Origin of the sequence: Bacillus sp. FF-1 (genome assembly GCF_028548245.1) — a bacterium.
GTDB classification, from domain to species: domain Bacteria; phylum Bacillota; class Bacilli; order Bacillales; family Bacillaceae_G; genus Bacillus_A; species Bacillus_A paranthracis.
Genome location: NZ_JAQQGG010000010.1, coordinates 99,346 through 119,813 on the forward strand (window position 1 = coordinate 99,346; position 20,468 = coordinate 119,813).

Sequence of the window (20,468 nt, forward strand, 5' to 3'; positions counted from 1 at the left end):
CGTGAAATGAATGTTTCAGAAGCGAAAAAGGATTTAGCAATCAAAACGAAGCGAGGATTACCGATTATATTAGCTGGTGTTTTATTTTGGATAGTTATGAGTATAATGGGCTTTGTTCTTTCTGAAAAACAAGTGGTGTGGGTATATTTAATCGGTATGGGATGTGTGTTTCCTTTTGGATTAATGATAGCTGCTATATTGAAAATTGATATGTTTGCGAAAGGAAACCCGTTAGGGGTTTTGGCAGGATTAATTGGTGGGATAAATGTATTGAATATTCCGCTTGTATTACTTGCCTATTTTCAATTTCCAGAATGGTTACCTTTTGTAGTAGCGATGTTAATAGGTGTTCATTTTATCCCGTACGTATGGATTTATGAAAGCAAAAGTTATGGTTTATTATCCGTAGGGACTGTATTCGTAACGTCAGTTTGCGGGATTCTTTTTGCAGAAAAAGGATTTACTGTCATTCCATTATCCGTTACAGGTGTTTATTTACTTACTTTTATCAGTTTATTAATTGAAAATAAAAAAGCAGATCATTATCAACAAAAATCAGCTTAATAAAAATAGAGGGATAGGGGAAATTATGATGAAAAATTTCGTTTGTACAACGTGTGGCGTGCAGTATGCAGCGGGTGTAGAAGAACCAGTGAGTTGTCATATTTGTGATGAAGAGAGACAATATGTGAATCCGAAAGGGCAGTCTTGGACGACGCTAGAAAGCTTACAAACAAGTGATACATATAAAAATGAAATAATCGAAGAGGAAAATGGGCTTTTTAGTATTACAACAAAACCAGGATTTGCGATTGGTCAAACGGCATATGTAGTGAAAACAGAATCATATCGTTTACTATGGGACTGTATTACTTATTTAGATGAAACGACAATTGCGAAAATAAAAGAGCTTGGTGGACTAGATGCAATTGCCTTGTCTCATCCTCATTATTATTCAACACAAGTAGAATGGGCAGAGACATTTGATGTACCAATTTATATACACGAAGATGATAAAGAGTGGGTGATGCGCCCGAGTAGTCGTATTATTTATTGGTCTGGTGAGTCTTTACAATTAGCGGATGGATTGGTTATTCATCGTTTAGGTGGTCATTTTAAAGGTGGATCTGTCTTACATTGGGAAGAAGGTAATGATGGGAAAGGAATTTTGTTAACAGGTGATATTATTCAAGTTGTAGCGGATGAACGATGGGTAAGCTTTATGTACAGCTATCCAAACTTAATTCCATTACCAGCGAGAAAAGTGGAAGAAATGGTGAATCGAGTGAAGCCGTTACAGTTTAATCGGTTATACAACGCTTTTCATCGAGTAGTAAAAGAACATGCAAATGAGGCAGTGGAACGTTCTGCTGAAAGATATATTAAGGCGGTAGAAGGAAAGTTGTTTCATACGTAAAAGGAGAGTTAGTTTTATGAAAACGTTAGTATGCTTTGGGGATAGTATTACAGCTGATGAAGTGTTTTTCAATGGAACGCCGAGGTTAACACCACGTTTGCGAGAGATGTTTCCGAATTGGAACGTAGTGAATGCAGGTGTTCCAGGTGATAATACGTTTGATGCGTTAAAAAGGATTAAAGAAGATGTATTATCACATAAACCAGATTTCGTAACAGTTTTTCTTGGCACGAATGATGCAGTCTCTTTTTCGCAAGGGTCATTACAAGCATACAAAGAAAATTTAGAGAAGATTGTGAACCATATTTCTTCAGGTAAAGTACTGCTTATTAGTCCTGCCCCAGTTGATGAAGAAAGACAGCATAATAGAACAAATGAAGTACTCGGTCAGTATGCAGACGTGGTAGAGGAAGTGGCGAAAGAAACAGGAAGCTATTTTCTAAATTTGTATGCTGAAATGATTCAAGAACGGAATTATAAAAGGTTTGTAGAAAATGATGAAAGAGATGGGCTACACTTTGGACCAGAAGGCTATGAGTATGTAGCGAAGTTAATTGGTGAAAAGTTAAAAGGGATTTTATAAAAAAGCAAAGCGATATCGCTTTGCTTTTCATTGTTTTTAATAGCTCAATCTAGAAATGCTTGTTGCAATGCTTTCAGTCCATCACTGTAAATACTATGAAAAAGGTTTATTGCCTCTTCATCACTAACTTCAACAGGAGTGAACGTACCAGACCACTCTACTACCGATGTGTTACTTTCAGTACCTTCTTTCACCTGGATTGTAGATAGATAATTAGTGACTGGGAATGGTGCATTCATGATTGAATACGTGTAGTATCGTTCTTTCTCATTGAATACTTCTAATCGTTCTATAATCGTGTCACCATCTGGATTAGCTAGGTGACGTACACGACCGCCTTCCGTTAATTTACTGTTAGGTATATAAGGTAACCAGTCTGGAAGGGAGTTGAAACCTCCGATTAATTGCCATACTTGTTCAGGTGAACCGAAAATTTCCATAGATGTAGTAGTATGTGCCATGTTCATTACGCTCCTTTTCATCCCGGTATTTGCGGGTAAATAATCAGTGGGGATTGCCCCACTGATTAAGGTTTCAATTTATTTTACGTTGATTGGTAGTGGTGCATTAGGTGCTACTAGTTTTTGTTCGCGCATTTCTTCCCAGAATGCTGCTGGAATTACTGTATTTAAGGCGTTTTGGTCTTCTACAATTCGTTCCGGTTTACTTGCACCAGGAACAACGGCAGCAACTGCTGGATTCGCTAGTGAAAATTGTAATGCAGCAGCTTTGATACTGATTTCGTGACGATCTGCAAGAGCTTTGATTTTCTCAACTTTTGCAATGATTTCTGGTGATGCTTTTTGATATTCGAAGTGAGCACCCCCAGCAAGAATACCTGAGCTATATGGGCCACCAACAACAATATCCATATTATGCTTAACAGCTGCAGGCATTACTCGTTGCAATGCACGCTCGTGGTCTAGTAATGAATAACGACCAGCTAGTAAGGATATATTTGGCTGCGCTTCTTCTAAATCAAGCATTAGTTCAATTGATTCTACTTTGTTTACTCCAAGTCCCCAGCCTTTAATAACGCCTTCTTCACGTAAACGTGTTAGTGCACGGAATGCTCCTGTTCGAGCTGTTTCAAATTGTGAAATCCACTCATCACCATAAAAGTCTTGAGCTAAATCATGAATGAAAACAAAGTCTAGACGATCTGTTTTTAAACGTTTCAAACTTTGCTCGATAGAACGAAGTGTTGCATCTGCACTATAGTCATTGATCATTTTATTTTTGCGGCCAAATTCGAAAAGTCCGCCTTTTTCACCTAAATCACGTGCAGATGGATCTTCTAGTTCATCTGAAATCGTTCGACCGACTTTTGTGCTTAAAAAGTAATCATCACGATTTCTTTTTGATAGTGCTTCACCAAGGCGAATTTCTGCTAAGCCAGATCCATAAAGTGGAGCTGTATCAAAGTAACGAACGCCATTCTCCCAAGCAGCATCCACTGTAGCGATTGCTTCTTCTTCTGGAATATTACGGTACATATTTCCTAGTGGTGCTGTACCAAAACCAATTTTTTCTTTTAGTAATTTACTCATTATTAATATCCTCCTAAAATGTATTTGAAAATTAATTCATCATTGTGAATGGATGTGAAAATGAAAATATGTCATTTCATCGTCGGACAAAATGTATGATAAAAATACTCACTTTAAAGTACCGGGACAAGAATGTAATTTCTAATACTGCATGACTCACTCAACTCTTACAAATGCTATTATGAAATGTATTTTACATAATGAAAAGTACGTACTTTAAAGTGATATAGATACTAAAAAGTAATACAGGTACTTTTTAGTGCCGTACTACTCATCTGCTGTTTACGTATGCTATTATGAAACATGTTTAATAGGATAAAAAGTACGTACTTTAAGGTGCTATAGATACTTAAAAGTAATATTTAAATCTTTAGCTTACTTGCCTTATCACATTATTAAAGGAGATTTTTATATGAAAACATACAATATTCCTGTTGAGGCGACTTTACAGGTTATCGGTGGGAAGTGGAAAGTAGTGATCCTTTGTCATTTAAAGAAAGATAAAAAGAGAACGTGCGAATTAAAACAATTAATGTCTGGTATTACACAAAAGATGTTAACGCAACAATTACGTGAATTAGAAGAAGACGGTGTAATCGAGAGAAAAGTGTATAACCAAGTGCCGCCAAAAGTAGAGTATTCGTTAACGGAATACGGTCATTCTTTAGATTCTATACTCGATTCTCTTTGTAACTGGGGAGAACATCATCTTGAAAAGAATGGCAACACGTCTATGCTTATTACAGCAGAATAAACAAGAAAAAAACGAACGAGAATACGTTCGTTTTTCTTTTTGTATATAGGAATATTTTTAAACGGCATAATTACTTTTTGGTAATATAGGTACTTTTTTGTGCTGTAGGAACTAAAATGTGCCGTATAGAAAATTATTTGTTTTTACGTAACAATAGAGAAGAAATTTAGAAAAAAGGAGGGAGATCGTGTGAAACAATACAATATACCGATAGAAGCAACTTTAGAAATTATCGGGGGAAAGTGGAAAGTCGTCATTTTATGTCACTTAACGAAAGGAACGAAGCGAACGAGCGAGTTGCAGCGTCTAATTCCTGAAATTTCTGTTAGAATGTTGACGCAACAATTACGTGAGCTAGAAGATGATGGTGTGATTACACGTGAAATCTATAAAGAAATTCCACCCCGAGTAGAATACTCCTTAACTGATTATGGGTGGTCTTTGCAAAATGTATTAAATCAATTGACCGTATGGGGAGAACGATGCATAGATAGAAAAAATAGTAAAGTTAAGTGAAATCTATATATGTAATATTGAAACGCCACCTATTGATGAGGTGGTGTTTTTTCAGTATAAAACTTTAGAAAGTTACTACGGTGAAAAGTAGGGATCTATACCAGAATAGCAGTTGTTTTAGCCGTGATGAATAATGGATTAAAGTTTTCATAGGTACTTAAAAGTGCCTTCATCACTTTAAAGTACGTACTATGCTTCATAATATAACCGTTTTATAATGACACTCGTAGCAAGAAGTCATAACGGTTTTAAGCTATGTTCAAAAAGACTTATTAACTAGTATAGTTTTTTGTTCAATTTTTTAGTAGGAGATGTTTATATGATTGAAGAACTTTTTTATAAAAAAATACTTAAAAATCTTTTTTCAGATCCAGTTCAAATTACACTTTGGAATGGAGAAACAATACAATATGGAGAAGGGGAACCTCAATTTCATGTAACATTCCATAAGCCGCTTTCAAAAAAAGAGATTGCTAAGGATCCTTCTATTGCATTCGGTGAAGCATATATGAATGGGGATCTTGAAATAGAAGGGAATCTTGAAAAAGCAATTCAATCTATTTATAAAAGGCAGGATAGCTTTTTAGGTGATAGTAAGTTGCAATATTTCAAAAGTAAATGGAATTTCTCAAAACAAAAAAATAAAGATGATATTGCTTATCATTATGATATTGGGAACGATTTCTATAAATTATGGCTTGATGAAACAATGACATATTCTTGTGCGTATTTCCAAAATGAGCAAGATTCTTTAACGACAGCTCAGCATAATAAAGTGAATCATATTTTGAAAAAGTTGAACCTTCAAAAAGGTGATACGCTATTAGATATTGGTTGCGGGTGGGGTGAGCTCATTACAGCTGCCGCTAAGCAGTACGGTGTGAAAGCGATGGGAGTAACGTTAAGTGAGGAACAGTATGCTAAGACTTCCGAACGAATTAAACAAGAGGGACTTACGGATTTAGTTGAAGTATCTTTACTTGATTACCGTGATATTAAGAATCGTAAATTTGATAAAATTGTTAGTGTAGGTATGATTGAACATGTAGGAAAAGACAACATTACACAATACTTTGAGACAGTGAATGCACTACTAAATGATGGTGGGATTTCGCTACTTCATTGTATTACTTCTCCGGCCAATGGTGGTGCTACGAATGGTTGGATTGAAAAATATATATTCCCTGGCGGATATGTTCCTGCTGTTAACGAATTAATCACGAACATGACAAACGAACAATTTTACATTGTTGATGTGGAAAGCTTACGTAGACATTACGGGAAAACATTACAGCATTGGGCTCGAAATTTTGAAAACGTACTGGAGGAAGTTCGCAAAACGAAAGATGAGCGATTCATTCGTATGTGGCGCTTATATTTAAATGCATGTGCAGCTTCGTTCTTTACAGGTAATATTGATTTACATCAATTTGTATTTACAAAAGGTATTAACGATACAATTCCGATGACACGTTCTTATATGTATGAATAAGAGCATGTAATGAAGCAGCTCTGTAACTACTCATCGAGTGTAAATAAAATGATGGTAGGACATAAGTCTATAACTTAAAGTCGAGATCGGAATCAGAAAATGATTTCCATCTCGACTTTTTTATATATAATTTTAAAAACAAAACTATATACTTTTAATGATAAAAATATATAATAAATATAGAATCAAAAATTTATGAGCAAGGAAGTTGAAGAATATGACATTAACAATGGGCTTTATTGGATTTGGAAAATCAGCTAACCGCTATCACTTACCGTATGTGAATATACGTAAAAATATAAAAGTAAAAACGATTTTTGCTCGCCAAATTAATGAAGAATTAGCGGCTCCATATAAGGAAAAAGGTGTTAGTTTCACTACTAATTTGAACGAATTGTTGAATGATAAAGAAATCCAAGTGGTGACGGTCTGTACGCCAGCACATACGCATTACGAATTAGCGAAAAAAGTTATACTTGCTGGAAAATCAGTTATTGTGGAAAAACCATTTTGCGATACAGTGGGACATGCGAAAGAATTATTAGCTTTAGGACGAGAAAAAGGTGTAGTAGTTATGCCTTATCAAAACCGCCGTTTTGATGGTGATTTTTTAGCGGTGAAGCAAGTTGTGGAACAAGGATTCCTTGGTGATATTGTCGAGATTGAATCACATATTGATTATTTCCGTCCTGGTTCAATCACTCACGAAGGTCCGAAAGAAGAAGGTTCATTTTACAGTTTAGGTATTCATACGATGGACCGTATGATTTCACTATTTGGCCGTCCAGATACGGTGACATACGATATTCGTAATAATGAAGTGGAAGTTGCGGTTGATAATTATTTCGATGTTGGTCTACATTACGGAAATAAGTTGAAAATTAAACTGAAAACGAACCATGTTGTAGCGAAAGATTATCCGCGCTTTATCGTTCATGGAACAAATGGATCGTTTATTAAATATGGTGAAGATCAGCAGGAAAATGATTTGAAAGCGGGTATTATGCCTGAGAGTGCAGGATTTGGTGAAGATTCGCCGATGTACTATGGAATTGCGAAATATCGCAATGCAAACGGTGATTGGATTGAAAAACAAATTAAAACGCCGCTTGGTGATTACGGTCGTTTTTATGATGCAGCGTATGAAACAATTGTAAATGGTGCACCAAAGCTTGTGAAAGACGAAGAAGCGGTAACGAATATTGAAATCTTAGAAAACGGATTTGCTGCGCCATCACCTTCCGTTTACAAACTTGAGGCTTTAAACTTAAATGAATAGAAGAGGGAATACAGCATAAAGGAGGTATGGAAATGGCAAGCGGATCCACACAAGTAAAATACCTCGGCATTTATCAAAAAATGAAACAGCAAATTTTAGACGGCGAATATAAGATTAAAGAAAAAATTCCAAGTAGCCCCGTCCTTGCTGAAGAATTTGATGTTTCTGTCCTTACTATAAAAAAGGCGCTGGATCTGTTAGTTAGAGACGGCTACATCATTCGCCGGCGCGGAAGTGGAACGGTCGTTCAAGATTGGCGTCAGCAAGAAAAGGCGCGAATGATTCAAACTTTAACAGGTACAAAAGCTGTTTATGGCAGTGAGGTAGAAAGTAAAATTATTGAGTTTACGATTGTCGGTGCCGATGAAGTCATTGCTGAAAAATTGGGTATTTCAGTAGGGGATTTTGTATATAAAATCATCCGCCTCCGCATCATTCACAGTATTCCAACGATTATGGAGCATACATGGATGCCGATTTCGGTCATTCCAGGTGTTGATGTTTCTGTTTTAGAGGAATCAATCTACTCCCACATTCAAAATAAACTAGGTCTTCAAGTGGGAACATCCGTTGTTAGGGTTAAAGGAATTCGCCCGGATGATAAAGAAAAGCAGTTTATGAACTTAACAAATCAAGATTTCCTAATGAGAGTGGAACAGGTGGCCTACTTAACGGATGGACGCACTTTTGAATACTCTTACGCCGATCATTTGCCGGAAACCTTTGAATTCGAAACAGTTATTACTGCAAAAAGTTATAAAGAGGTATAAAAAATAGGTTGGGGCACGTATTGCCTCAACCTATTTTCTGTTTTCAATATAGTAGGAACAGCTATTATTCATCTGCTGTAATCAGCATGGATGTGTTCCCGGTTTTTTCAAGATGAACTTCTCCCCAGGAACAGAGGGAATCGAGTATAGCTCCTAAAGACGAACCGTAATCCGTTAAAGAGTACTCTACTTTCGGTGGCACTTGGTCATATACCTTCCTTTGGATTACACCATCTTCTTCTAGTTCCCGTAATTGTTGTGTTAACATTTTTTGTGTAATACCAGGCATTAAACGTTTTAATTCACTCGTTCTTTTTGTTCCTTTTTTTAAATGGCAAAGGATAACAACCTTCCACTTTCCGCCAATAACTTCTAAAGTCGCTTCTACAGGAATATTGTATGTCTTCATAAAAAACCCCTTTGATGAATGTAGATTACAGTTTTGGACTTACATACGCTTTAATAATAAAATTATTTCTTTTTAGTGCCTATAACACTTTAAAGTGCGCACTATTTATTGTGCGAAATATCGTTTATAATAACCGATGTAGAACTGCACTAGAAAGTTTATATGTTACTTTTTAGTACCTATAACACTTTAAAGTACGTACTTTTTATTATGCGAAATATCGTTCATACTAACACATGTAAGTAAGAAATGAATAAAATGTACTTTGAAGTGCATTTGGAATGGGTCGGCATAACACTATGGGGACATTCACAAAAAATGATTAATTAATCCAAGACTTAACATTTGATTAATAGAACTGTAAGGTTTAAAATTACAGTATAGATTTAAGAAGTGAGTTGTCATCATCTGTAAAATGTAGTTTCAACTATTTTATAAAAGAAGCATGCAAAGAACTGAGTAGTAAAAAATAAACGAAACATTGCCGAATAACTAACATTACGTGAATTTGATTCTAAACTGTAATTTTTTTTAATACATTTCAACAAACGATATTTAAAGTGTACATTTTATAAAGAACATTAAAGGAGTGAGTGAAATATGGTGGTTTTATATACAACAGCAAGCTGCGGTTCATGCCGAAAAGCGAAAGCATGGCTGGAGGAGAATCAAATTGATTATACTGAAAAAAATATCGTATCCAATTCTATGACAGTGGATGAACTTAAATCCATTCTTCGTTTAACTGAAGAGGGTGCTACTGAAATTATTTCAACTAGATCCAAAACTTTTCAAGACTTAAATATAAATATAGATGAGCTTTCGCTGAATGAATTTTATAAATTAATAATTGAGCATCCGCTAATGTTGCGTCGCCCAATTATGCTGGACGAGAAAAGATTACAGATTGGTTTTAATGACGAAGAAATTCGTAAATTTTTACCACGTAGCGTTCGAACATTTTTAAATATTGAACTGCAAAAATTGGCTAATTAATAAGTAATAATTTTTAGGAAAAGTTTTTTGAAAGGAGAAAGCAGGAAATGATAGAAGTATGTGTTACAGTCAATTATAACGATAGAAACTATCAAACAAATGTTATTGTAAGCAAAGATACGGTGTGGACAAAAATTAAACAATTGGCAGAAGAACAAGTCAAAAAACAGTGGGATTTTTAAATATGATTATCAAAAAAATGAAGTTATAGGTTAGAGATTATAACTAAACCCAAGACTTTTCAGGACTTAAATATAGATAAGAAATTTGTTTGAAAGGAGGAAGCAGGAAATGATAGAAGTATGTGTTACAGTCAATTATAACGATAGAAATTATCAAACAAATGTTATTGTAAGCAAAGATACGATATGGACAAAAATTAAACAGTTGGCAGAAGAGCAAGTGAAGAAACAATGGAGTCTTTAAATGTATGTTTAACTTAAAAAGCTAAAGGGAGTTATGGAATCTATTTCTTTATGCTAAGAGTGGTTCTTATATATTTTAACGTTTGACTAACCTATCTGTAATATTTATGGCTACAGTATGTTAATATAGGAGAAACAATATTTTTGATCGTAGGAGGAAAACAATGAGCAGCGACTTTACTTTGGCCATACACAGTTTAACTTATTTAGCTTTACAGCCAGACCGGATGTCAACAAGTAATGCGATTTCAGAAAGTGCAGGTGTTCACCCAGTACGTATTCGCAAAGTACTAAGTTTATTAAAAAAACATAAGTTTATACAATCGAAAGAGGGGACTGGTGGCGGTTTTATTTTCGCCCGAGATTTAGATGAAGTTAATCTTTGGCATATTTATCAAATAACCTCTGAAGGTGCATTGCAGCCTAAGTGCCCAGAATCAAATGATCAGTGTATTGTAGGTTCAAACATGCGAAAAGTGCTGTTCACTATTTTCTTAGGTGCGGAAGAACATCTAGGTGAATACTTAAAGAATTACACAATGAAAGAAGTTGTTGATCTTATCAATCAAGAACGTTAAGCGGCTTACTTGTTATATAGAGCCGTAAGTTCTTACCATTGAAATGTAATGGAAAATATTACAGTTTAATTTCGTTTTTATCGTCACAAAAAATATTTATAAGAAGGTGAAAAAGTATGATGTCAAATAATAATCAAGTTTTAAAAGTAGGAGATTGGGTTCGTGGAATATCAAATGAGGGCGAATTCATAGTTGGTTACATTGTATCACTTGATGAAGCGGAAGATATAGTTACAGTTAGTATTGTGAAACGTGACGACAAGTACACAATAAACGAAGCGATTTTACTCTTTAGTAAACATGTTAACAAACTTCCTGAATCAAAGGTAATCAATAAGGAGCAAATCCTTTATCTGATAGACCTTGCATTATTAACAGGAGACGAAGAATGGTTTATCGAGCTTTCTTCAAAATTAAACTCAATAAAAGAGCTAGTTAACGAAGGATTTTAAAGATTACATGATTTGCTTTTAATAGGTTGAATCGTGCAATAATCAATAATATCATCTCTAAGGAAATGATATAAAAACGATTCATTATAAATATAGAAATATTCCTGAAGAAGAGTTGAAAAAACTCGAATTAAGATTACATTGCATTCAGTTGTTTGCACACCTCTGATAACAATTGTTATGTAAATAAGCTGCCCGATATGGGCAGCTTATTGTATTTTTGCGTTTAGCGTAGGTTTTTGTAAAATGTTAGCGGTCCTCTTATTGCCATCAAGTAAAAGGTAGCTTCCTAAAAATGTATATGAATGCAATGTCGATAATATATATCCTGAAAATTGGTTGGTATATTCAAAAAGATATTTCTTTTTAACCACATTAATTATTTATTAGAATATCTTTTTAAATTAAAATAAATTTTTTTGACAAAGAAGAATATAAGTATCTTTATAATAAGTAACTTGGATAAATAATATGTGACTGTGTTTTATGCTAATTCATTCAGTTTTAAGCGATAGGAACAAGGGTTGCATGCGAACTGTAAAATGTTATCTATGTAAAATTATATCCAATTAATATTTCTGAAAATATAAAAATATTAATTTTATAAATATACACGTTATAATGAGGGCGTCGAGAGAAATTTTATTATCTCTGGAGAAAATATAAAAAATGCGATTATTAGTAAGAAAGGTGTGTGATTAGAGGCGAAATGAATGTAATGTGCTTCAGTGGCTTGTGTAAGCAATATTATCAGTGCTACCGAAGTTATGAAAGTTAATGTATAGAATTGAGAAAGAAATGCCTCGCAAATGAAGAGAGGCCGGTTTAGCTAAAATTACTGCTAAAAGTAAAAAAGAGAAACCATGAAAGTAATACACTGTTATTAGAAATGTTGCAACGTATTTATGAAGTCTATTCTATATTGTTCTCTTAAGGGGTCTTTATATAAAGAGCGGATATTACGAGTAAACTTTTTTGTGAACGCTAACAATTATATTAGGACGCTAATTAGCGAATGTTTCAATTTGGATTCATTATGATGAAGGACATACAATGTGGGGCAACTTGTAAGGAATTCATTTTCCGGAAAGGGAATATTTGTTAGATGCAAAGAGAGATGCAGGAATAGATACAAGGGGGAGTTATTATATGAACGGGAATACTGCAAAGAAAATAGAAGTTCAAGCTGAAAATACCGCACTAAACAATGAGCAATATGCAGATCCGAAAAAGTGGCATAAGCAGGATACTACATGGGCACTCAGTCTATTTGGAACTGCAATTGGAGCAGGGGTGCTCTTTTTACCGATTAATGCAGGTTCAGGTGGTTTATTATCTTTACTGCTAATTACATTGCTTGCATATCCAGTTATGTACTACTCACATAGGGCGCTTGCTAAAATGATATACGCTTCTAATTCTGCTGATGAGGGGATCACAGGTACAATTAGAGAGTATTTTGGAAATAAAGCGAGTATCATTTTTAACATCGTATATTTCGGTTCAATTTATACAATCGTACTAATGTATTCGGTTGCGCTTACAAACACTGCAAGTAGTTTTATCGTGCATCAATTGCACATGCCAGAACCTCCAAGAGCAATTTTATCACTTGTATTAGTTCTTGGTCTTATCGCTATACTAAATTTTGGTCAAGATATTACTGTAAAGGTAATGAGTATGTTAGTGTATCCTTTCATCGTTTCTCTACTGTTTATCGCAATATCTTTAATTCCACAGTGGAATACGTCAATGCTTAGTTTTTCAGCTGTTTCAACTGCTTCAACAGGAACAGGCTATTTTGGGACGATATTGATGATTCTACCAATCATCGTATTCTCATTTAATCATTCACCTATGATTTCATCATTTGTTGTGAAACAGAGAGCTACGTATGGAATCGAAGCCACTGATGCGAAATGTGCGCAAATACAAAAGGTTTGTTATATCATGACATTCGCTGTTGTTATGTTCTTCGTTTGGAGTAGCGCATTGAGCTTGACTCCAGAGGATATAAAAATGGCAAAAGAACAAAACTTATCAATTCTTTCATATCTTGCGAATGAGCTTAATTCGCCTGTAATCACGATTGCAGCTCCAATTATTGCTTTTGTGGCTATTACAAAGTCATTCCTTGGCCATTATATCGGAGCATTTGAAGTAATGCGTGACATGATTATTAAGTTTGGTAAATCACGTGGAAAAGATATTGAAGAAAAAACAATTAAGACAATAATCCTTACTTTTGTTGTATTATCATGCTGGTTTGTTGCTTATACAAATCCAAGTATTCTTGGACTTATTGATTCTCTAAGCGGTCCATTAGTTGCTGCTATCTTATGTCTATTACCGATGTATGCGATTCAAAAAGTACCGGTATTAGCTAAGTACAAAGGGAAAATGAGTAACGTATTTGTTATTATTGTAGGTGTACTTACTGTTTTAGCAAGTATTAAGTCATTATTCTAATTCGTTTTTAACAACTCAAAAGAAATATAAGAGTGTTTTGTAGATAAGAAAAGAATCTAGTATCGGCTAGGTTCTTTTCTTTTTCGTTTGTTTTTATACAAAAATTTGATGGGCTTGCATTACAGCCATTGAGCAAAAAAGTTTGATATGAAAAATATTATTCTTTAGTACATACATTTTTAAGATGTTAAATATATTTCATAATAGTCTCTGTAAGATAGGGATAAGTAAAATAGTACTTTAAAGTACCTATAGCACTTTAAAGTGCGTACTTTTTATAATTTTGAATATCATTCATAATAGCACCAGTAAGAAGAAAACAAGCTTTTCGGTACTAGTTACTAATGAGGTTATAACAGTTTATTTAGATTCAGATTGTTTAAAAGGTTGTACGATATGGCCTAATAATTTCAAAAAAATGTCGGTGTGGCATAAAACAATTATGGAGGTTAAAAATATGAGTTCTTCAAATTTGAATGAAATAAGTAAACAAATTTTAAAAGAGGAGGAAACACTTCAATTTTCTTCTTTTACAAATGAAGATGCGTTGCAACTAGGTTTATTTATCGTGGAAACAGCAAAGCAAGAGGGTAAAGTGATTGCTGTTGATATAACGAAAAACGGTGTGCAATTATTTCATTTCAAGATGACAGGGACAAATGCGGAAAATACGAAATGGATTGAGCGTAAAAAGCGAGTCGTTTCCCTGCATGATCGTAGCTCGTATTATATGCAGATACAAAGTGAAATAACTGGAATCTCATATAATGAAAAATATCTTTTAGATACTTCGGAATATGCTGCATTTGGTGGATGTTTTCCTATCAGAATAAAAAACGTAGGGGTTATTGGAATGATAACAGTATCAGGATTACCACCAGAAGAAGATCATGAATTGGTAGTAAGGGCAGTTAAAAATCATTTAAACCAATAGTTGTAGCTAGTGAATAAATAATTAATTAACTTTAGGGGGCAATACTATGCCATTAATTGAACTAAATACTTGGCCAACGATGTCAACAGAAGAAAAGAAGGAATTCATTTATAATGTAACGGAACTTACAATAAAACGATTAAAAATTGTCCCTGACAAAATTCAAGTGTTGATAACGGAACTTGAGAAAGAAAATTGGGGGAAAGCTGGGGCTGTAGCAAGTGATGCTACCTTTGCTGAGAAAAGTAGGGTGTCCAATTGGGAGACAAAAGAGTCCTACGATACATCGTCTGGTAACGTTGATGGAATGGCTATTATTAAGATTGACATATGGAATACATTTGATCAAGAGACGAAGGATAAGTGGGTAAATGAGCTTACACAAGTAACCTCTAAATATACGCATGCACCTTTGGATAAAGTGCTAATTCTTATTCGTGAAATGATTCCAGGAAACTGGGGACAAAGTGGTGTAACGGGAGCCGATAAAGATTTCCTTTCCAAAAGTCGTACATTTTAATTGTTAAATAAAAAAGGCAAAAATGAACAAATTTCTGTTCGTTTTTGCCTTTTTATTATTTCTCTGTGGTAATGAGCATGACCTTAATATGTTTAAGTAATGTCCTCTAAAGTTCCCTCTACGGGAAAGGGTATTTCTTCATTTGAAAGTCTTTTTCATGGAATGTAGATTTCAATTTTTGAGCAAAATAAGCTAGGTTATATAAATGTTACTTTTTAGTACCTATAGTACTTTAAAGTACGTACTTTTTATTATGTTAAATATGATTCATAATAGCACATGTGAGAGGGAAACAAGCTTTATGGTACTAGTAATTAACTATGTTACTTTTTAGTACCTACAGCACTTTAAAGTGCGTACTATTCATTATGTTAAATATATTTCATAATAGTACATGTAGGAGAGAGAAAAGCTTTACGGTACTAAAAAGTATCTATCGTACTTTAAAGTGCGTTCTTTAAAAAGAGAATGAGACCATTCATAATAGCGTTTGTAGAGATTAAATATATGTTTTGAAAGATAAAAGGGCCTTTTTATCGCACTATTATGATAGGAATTATAGGGAAGAGGGGAAATCAATTGAATTCATATACAGCATCGTCTTCAGAAGTTCAGACGAATCGAAGAAGTATATTTGCGTTATTAGCGCTAGCAATTAGTGCGTTCGGGATTGGGACAACTGAATTTGTTAGTGTCGGTTTATTACCATCTATTTCGGAAGATTTACATGTGTCGGTGACAACAGCTGGTTTAACAGTTTCTTTATATGCGTTAGGCGTAGCATTTGGTGCTCCGGTATTAACGTCGTTAACAGCTAATATGTCACGAAAAACGTTATTAATGTGGATTATGATTATTTTCATTATTGGTAATGGAATTGCAGCTGTCGCAACAAGTTTCACTGTATTACTTATTGCGCGAATTGTTTCTGCACTTTCGCATGGTGTGTTTATGTCAATTGGTTCAACGATTGCTGCGGCACTTGTACCAGAAAATAAACGTGCTAGCGCCATTGCCATTATGTTTACTGGTGTAACAGTTGCAACTATTACAGGAGCACCAATTGGAACATTTATTGGTCAACAATTTGGCTGGAGAACATCATTTTTAGCAATTGTAGTAATTGGAATTATTGCCTTAATCGCAAATAGTATTCTCATTCCATCTAATATGAAAAAAGGTGCGTCTGTATCATTCCGCGATCAGTTTAAATTAATTACAAACGGAAGACTGTTACTAGTTTTCATCATTACTGCATTAGGATATGGGGGAACATTCGTAACATTTACGTATTTATCTCCGTTATTACAAGAAGTAACAGGATTTAAAGCTAATACGGTTACTATCATTTTATTAGTGTATGGAATCGCCATTGCAATAGGGAATGTGATTGGCGGGAAATTATCGAATCATAATCCGATTCGAGCGCTATTTTACATGTTCTTTATTCAAGCGATTATATTATTTGTTTTAACATTTACAGCACCATTTAAGGTAGCGGGGTTAATCACAATTATTTTTATGGGACTATTCGCATTTATGAATGTTCCAGGGTTACAAGTATATGTCGTAATGTTAGCTGAACGATTTGTACCGAGTGCTGTCGATGTTGCATCGGCAATTAATATTGCGGCGTTTAACGCCGGGATTGCTCTTGGTGCTTATTTAGGTGGTATTGTAACGAATTCGTTAGGGTTAATTCATACTGCTTGGGTAGGCGGCATTATGGTAGTAGGTGCTGTTATTTTAACAGCATGGAGCATGTCATTAGAAAAACGAGATCAAGTAAAATAAAAGGAGAGAAAATATAATGAAAAACTTACAAAGTACAACAACATTGCATAACGGTGTAGAAATGCCTTGGTTTGGTTTAGGTGTATTTAAAGTAGAAGAAGGACCAGAGCTTGTAGAAGCAATTAAATCAGCAATTAAGGCAGGATACCGTAGCATCGATACAGCTGCGATTTATGGAAATGAAGCAGCTGTAGGTGAAGGAATTCGCGCTGGTATTGAAGCGACTGGAATTTCAAGAGAAGAATTATTTATCACTTCAAAAGTATGGAACGCAGACCAAGGATACGAAGAAACAATTGCTGCATATGAAGAGAGTTTAAAAAAATTACAACTAGATTATTTAGATTTATATCTTGTTCACTGGCCTGTAGAAGGGAAATATAAAGATACGTGGAGAGCGTTAGAAACGCTTTATAAAGAAAAGCGTGTACGTGCAATTGGCGTAAGTAACTTCCAAATTCATCACCTGCAAGATGTAATAAAAGATGCAGAAATTAAGCCAATGATCAACCAAGTAGAATACCATCCTCGTTTAACACAAAAAGAATTACAAGCTTTCTGTAAAGAACAAGGTATTCAAATGGAAGCATGGTCACCACTAATGCAAGGTCAATTATTAGATAATGAAACATTACAGGCAATTGCTGAGAAATACGGTAAAACAACAGCACAAGTAATTTTACGTTGGGATCTTCAAAATGGAGTAATTACAATTCCAAAATCAACGAAAGAACACCGTATTATTGCAAACGCTGATGTATTTAACTTTGAATTAACGAAAGAAGATATGGAAAAAATCGATGCGTTAAACCAAAATCACCGCGTTGGTCCAGACCCTGATAACTTTGATTTCTAAGATTAAAGAATGAGTAAAAAGAGTGCAAAGTTGCACTCTTTTTTATTTTCTATTCAATAAAATGTTTCTGTTTATTTGATTAGCGTTTATATTATGGCTGTTGAATTGCTTTTGGCTATGTAGAGAACTTACTCTAAGACAGTATTAAAGTTTGACATGTAATCATGCATTCTATAATATGTATGCTATAGCATGTATATTGCAAGTTATTTGGAGGTGGCATATGGACTTATATGAGTGAACAGGGTATCTTGTTCATCGCACTGATGTGAAATTAACAAAATATATAATGTAAGTTTTTAATCACATATTGATTATAAATTTTAACTTTTATATGCTATAGCATATAAAATTCGCCTCTTAAATTGTAATGGCGAAAATTTAAATAATACAGTAGATATATTATGAAACGAGGAGATTTTAGTTATGGAAAAATTTATATTAGCGTTTGATAGAGAGCTTGTAATTGCAGAAAAAAAAGACTCAACATGGAGTGTCCAATCACAGTTTGTAGGTGCGAATCCAGTTGCGTTAGCTTTAGATCCATACGATTCAGAAAGAATGTATTGTGGTACTTTTGATAGGGGATTATGGAGAAGTAAAGATGGGGGAAGTTCATGGGAAGCGATTGGTACGTTACCTTCCTTCGGTGAAGTCTTCCCGGCTAATGCCATTCATATGAGAGCTATTACAGCAGTTGCTGTATCTCCAGCAAAGGGAGATGACGGTAACGGGATCGTATATGTAGGAACTGAACCGAGCGCCATGTTTGTATCTAAAAATGGAGGAGACAGCTTTGAACTGCTAACGGATTATCGACAAATGCCATCGTATTCATCATGGTTCTTTCCTCAAAGAACATATACGCACCACGTAAAACATATTGAAATTGATGCTAATAATCCAGAAACTATATATACAACGATTGAGGTTGGGGGATTAATTAAAAGTGTAGATGGAGGTAAGACGTGGACTGAGGAAAAAGAGGGGAACTACCCTCAAGATATTCACATTCTTACATCACATCGCAATGCTCCAAATCGTTTATACGGGGTGTTAGGTGATTCATTCTTGAAAGAACCAGGTCAAGAGTATGCGGAGAGTAATGATGGAGGTAAGACGTGGAACTATATGTGTAGTGGGCTAAAGCATCATTACGCATATCAAATGGCAGTTAATCCAAATGATCCAGAAAATATTATTATCGCGACATCTTCAAATCCACACGTAGCACACGATTACAATAATGGAAATTGTGAATCATTTATTTATAAGAAAGAAAAAGATCAGCCTTGGTCAGAAATGAATGCAGGTTTACCAACTCCTAAGGGCACAATCATACCAGTATTAAAGGCAACAAGTGATGGAACGTTCTATTTATTTAGTAATAAAGGGGTTTATAAGTCGGTAGATGGCGGTTCAAATTGGACGTCATTAGATATTCCATGGGAGAACAGATTTATGGAACAACATCCTTATGAGATGTTAATTATTAAATAAGTAATGAGTATAATTTTTACAACTATTCATTAAGTATGGTTATTTGAATTGAATTTGAAAATGTAAAAAGCTAGGTGATGCGTTATTCGTGTTACCTGGCTTTTTTGACTATCAATTTAAGGTTATTTTCATATTTGTGTAAATATGAAACACGTAGAATATCTGAATGGAGAATGGGTAAAATAGTACCGAATAATGTTATAAGGCTTTTTAGGGAAACTGAAGAAAGCAGTGTGTTTAGATTTAGAATGACTGGCAATGGGTGTTAAGAAGTTCAATGATTTAAAAATGAACTCTTTTAAACGCATATTATCTATGAGATGTATGATTTTGAATAATATTAAAACTCAGGAGGAATTGAATTATGACAAAAGATTTCTATACTGCACTGAAAGAAAGACGTACTTACTATGGGATTAATAAAGAGGTAAAAGTATCGGATGAAAAAATTAAAGAAATCGTGGAGTTTGCTGTAAAATATACTCCATCAGCTTTCAATTCACAAACTGCGCGAGTAGTTGTATTATTTGGTGAAGCTCATAATAAATTATGGGATATTACAACTGAAACATTAAGAAAAGTAGTTGGAGATGGAGATTTTTCAGGAACGCAACAAAAAATGGATTCTTTTAAAGCAGGTTATGGAACAGTACTATTCTTTGAAGATGAGGCAATAGTGAAATCGCTTCAAGAAAAATTTGCTGCATATGCTGAAAACTTCCCAATTTGGTCACACCAAGCATCAGGTATGCACCAACTAGTCGTGTGGACAGGTTTAGAAGCAGAGGGATTAGGGGCATCTTTACAACATTATAATCCATTAATCGACGATGAGGTAAAACAAGAATGGAATGTTCCTTCTAATTGGAAACTCATTGCACAAATGCCATTTGGTAATCCAACAGCTGCACCAGGAGAAAAAGAATTCCAACCGCTTGAAGAGCGTGTGAAATTTCATAAATAATTAACTGTTCTCTAAAGGATAATTTAAAATTCATATCCTAATTAGGATACATACAAATATTTTTGTGAAAAAAGAATCCATTTTCAAAATGGATTCTTTTTTAGGTAATAGGAAAATATTCGTATTTATAAATTAATTAGTAATTCTTTAAGATGTATATATTTTATATAGGAGAGAAACAATAATTTTTGGGGACGGGGTGTAATAGTA

23 protein-coding genes are annotated in these 20,468 nt (G+C 34.4%); 20 read left to right on the forward strand and 3 right to left on the reverse strand.

What is annotated here, in order from left to right; all coding sequences use genetic code 11:
* Positions 1-6 precede the first annotated feature (6 nt).
* The 3 genes from PQF83_RS24955 to PQF83_RS24965 are packed head-to-tail and all read left to right on the forward strand — an operon-like array spanning position 7 to position 2,000.
* Positions 7-564: a DUF7010 family protein gene (locus PQF83_RS24955; protein WP_001102937.1), complete on the forward strand. Its 558-nt coding sequence runs from the start codon at positions 7-9 to the stop codon at positions 562-564.
* A gap of 25 nt (positions 565-589) precedes the next feature.
* The gene (locus PQF83_RS24960) at positions 590-1,417 is read left to right on the forward strand and encodes an MBL fold metallo-hydrolase (RefSeq protein WP_001992904.1); all 828 of its coding nucleotides are present in this window, start codon (positions 590-592) and stop codon (positions 1,415-1,417) included.
* 16 nt (positions 1,418-1,433) lie between these two features.
* Positions 1,434-2,000 (forward strand): SGNH/GDSL hydrolase family protein, encoded by a 567-nt coding sequence (locus tag PQF83_RS24965; RefSeq protein ID WP_000855219.1) that lies wholly within the window; start codon positions 1,434-1,436, stop codon positions 1,998-2,000.
* Positions 2,001-2,044: 44 nt separating this feature from the next.
* Here PQF83_RS24965 and PQF83_RS24970 read toward each other — a convergent pair whose 3' ends face one another.
* Both PQF83_RS24970 and PQF83_RS24975 read right to left on the reverse strand, forming a co-directional pair.
* Entirely contained in the window at positions 2,045-2,461 is a 417-nt protein-coding gene (locus PQF83_RS24970; RefSeq protein ID WP_000951517.1) for an SRPBCC family protein, read from the reverse strand.
* A gap of 78 nt (positions 2,462-2,539) precedes the next feature.
* Positions 2,540-3,550, reverse strand: a complete 1,011-nt coding sequence (locus PQF83_RS24975; RefSeq protein ID WP_000040533.1) for an aldo/keto reductase — start codon at positions 3,548-3,550, stop codon at positions 2,540-2,542.
* Between the two features lie 412 nt (positions 3,551-3,962).
* On the opposite strand from PQF83_RS24975, the gene PQF83_RS24980 reads away from it, so the two are divergent.
* The 5 genes from PQF83_RS24980 (at position 3,963) to PQF83_RS25000 (ending at position 8,361) form a co-directional block, all read left to right on the forward strand.
* Entirely contained in the window at positions 3,963-4,304 is a 342-nt protein-coding gene (locus tag PQF83_RS24980) for a winged helix-turn-helix transcriptional regulator (protein WP_000860840.1), read from the forward strand.
* A gap of 189 nt (positions 4,305-4,493) precedes the next feature.
* On the forward strand, positions 4,494-4,820 hold the full coding sequence (locus PQF83_RS24985) for a winged helix-turn-helix transcriptional regulator (protein ID WP_000816333.1): 327 nt from the start codon (positions 4,494-4,496) through the stop codon (positions 4,818-4,820).
* Positions 4,821-5,139: 319 nt separating this feature from the next.
* Positions 5,140-6,312 (forward strand): cyclopropane-fatty-acyl-phospholipid synthase, encoded by a 1,173-nt coding sequence (locus PQF83_RS24990; protein ID WP_048519800.1) that lies wholly within the window; start codon positions 5,140-5,142, stop codon positions 6,310-6,312.
* Between the two features lie 217 nt (positions 6,313-6,529).
* On the forward strand, positions 6,530-7,591 hold the full coding sequence (locus tag PQF83_RS24995) for an oxidoreductase (protein ID WP_000176612.1): 1,062 nt from the start codon (positions 6,530-6,532) through the stop codon (positions 7,589-7,591).
* Positions 7,592-7,623: 32 nt separating this feature from the next.
* Entirely contained in the window at positions 7,624-8,361 is a 738-nt protein-coding gene (locus tag PQF83_RS25000) for a GntR family transcriptional regulator (protein WP_000146299.1), read from the forward strand.
* Between the two features lie 64 nt (positions 8,362-8,425).
* Here PQF83_RS25000 and PQF83_RS25005 read toward each other — a convergent pair whose 3' ends face one another.
* On the reverse strand, positions 8,426-8,770 hold the full coding sequence (locus PQF83_RS25005; protein WP_000860831.1) for a winged helix-turn-helix transcriptional regulator: 345 nt from the start codon (positions 8,768-8,770) through the stop codon (positions 8,426-8,428).
* A gap of 600 nt (positions 8,771-9,370) precedes the next feature.
* Between PQF83_RS25005 and spxA the strand changes: the two genes are divergently transcribed.
* From spxA to PQF83_RS25065, 12 genes are all read left to right on the forward strand, one after another.
* Complete coding sequence (spxA, locus tag PQF83_RS25010; protein ID WP_000261180.1) at positions 9,371-9,766, forward strand: transcriptional regulator SpxA; 396 nt, start codon at positions 9,371-9,373, stop codon at positions 9,764-9,766.
* Positions 9,767-9,813: 47 nt separating this feature from the next.
* Complete coding sequence (locus PQF83_RS25015; RefSeq protein WP_000573535.1) at positions 9,814-9,948, forward strand: BA3454 family stress response protein; 135 nt, start codon at positions 9,814-9,816, stop codon at positions 9,946-9,948.
* 109 nt (positions 9,949-10,057) lie between these two features.
* Positions 10,058-10,192, forward strand: a complete 135-nt coding sequence (locus tag PQF83_RS25020) for a BA3454 family stress response protein (protein WP_000573531.1) — start codon at positions 10,058-10,060, stop codon at positions 10,190-10,192.
* A gap of 163 nt (positions 10,193-10,355) precedes the next feature.
* The gene (saiR, locus tag PQF83_RS25025; protein ID WP_000093217.1) at positions 10,356-10,769 is read left to right on the forward strand and encodes an Rrf2-family transcriptional regulator SaiR; all 414 of its coding nucleotides are present in this window, start codon (positions 10,356-10,358) and stop codon (positions 10,767-10,769) included.
* A 116-nt stretch (positions 10,770-10,885) separates the two neighbouring features.
* On the forward strand, positions 10,886-11,221 hold the full coding sequence (locus tag PQF83_RS25030; RefSeq protein WP_000987468.1) for an IDEAL domain-containing protein: 336 nt from the start codon (positions 10,886-10,888) through the stop codon (positions 11,219-11,221).
* A 1,149-nt stretch (positions 11,222-12,370) separates the two neighbouring features.
* Positions 12,371-13,690: an aromatic amino acid transport family protein gene (locus tag PQF83_RS25035; protein WP_001014180.1), complete on the forward strand. Its 1,320-nt coding sequence runs from the start codon at positions 12,371-12,373 to the stop codon at positions 13,688-13,690.
* A gap of 418 nt (positions 13,691-14,108) precedes the next feature.
* A complete protein-coding gene (locus tag PQF83_RS25040; protein ID WP_139120477.1) occupies positions 14,109-14,624 on the forward strand; it encodes a heme-degrading domain-containing protein in 516 nt (171 codons plus the stop codon).
* A gap of 46 nt (positions 14,625-14,670) precedes the next feature.
* Positions 14,671-15,144 (forward strand): tautomerase family protein, encoded by a 474-nt coding sequence (locus tag PQF83_RS25045; RefSeq protein ID WP_001128303.1) that lies wholly within the window; start codon positions 14,671-14,673, stop codon positions 15,142-15,144.
* 579 nt (positions 15,145-15,723) lie between these two features.
* On the forward strand, positions 15,724-16,938 hold the full coding sequence (locus PQF83_RS25050; RefSeq protein ID WP_001089895.1) for an MFS transporter: 1,215 nt from the start codon (positions 15,724-15,726) through the stop codon (positions 16,936-16,938).
* Positions 16,939-16,954: 16 nt separating this feature from the next.
* The gene (locus PQF83_RS25055; protein ID WP_000793586.1) at positions 16,955-17,794 is read left to right on the forward strand and encodes an aldo/keto reductase; all 840 of its coding nucleotides are present in this window, start codon (positions 16,955-16,957) and stop codon (positions 17,792-17,794) included.
* A gap of 426 nt (positions 17,795-18,220) precedes the next feature.
* The gene (locus tag PQF83_RS25060) at positions 18,221-19,294 is read left to right on the forward strand and encodes a WD40/YVTN/BNR-like repeat-containing protein (protein WP_000410428.1); all 1,074 of its coding nucleotides are present in this window, start codon (positions 18,221-18,223) and stop codon (positions 19,292-19,294) included.
* A gap of 364 nt (positions 19,295-19,658) precedes the next feature.
* Entirely contained in the window at positions 19,659-20,258 is a 600-nt protein-coding gene (locus PQF83_RS25065) for a nitroreductase family protein (RefSeq protein WP_000158932.1), read from the forward strand.
* Positions 20,259-20,468: the final 210 nt, after the last annotated feature.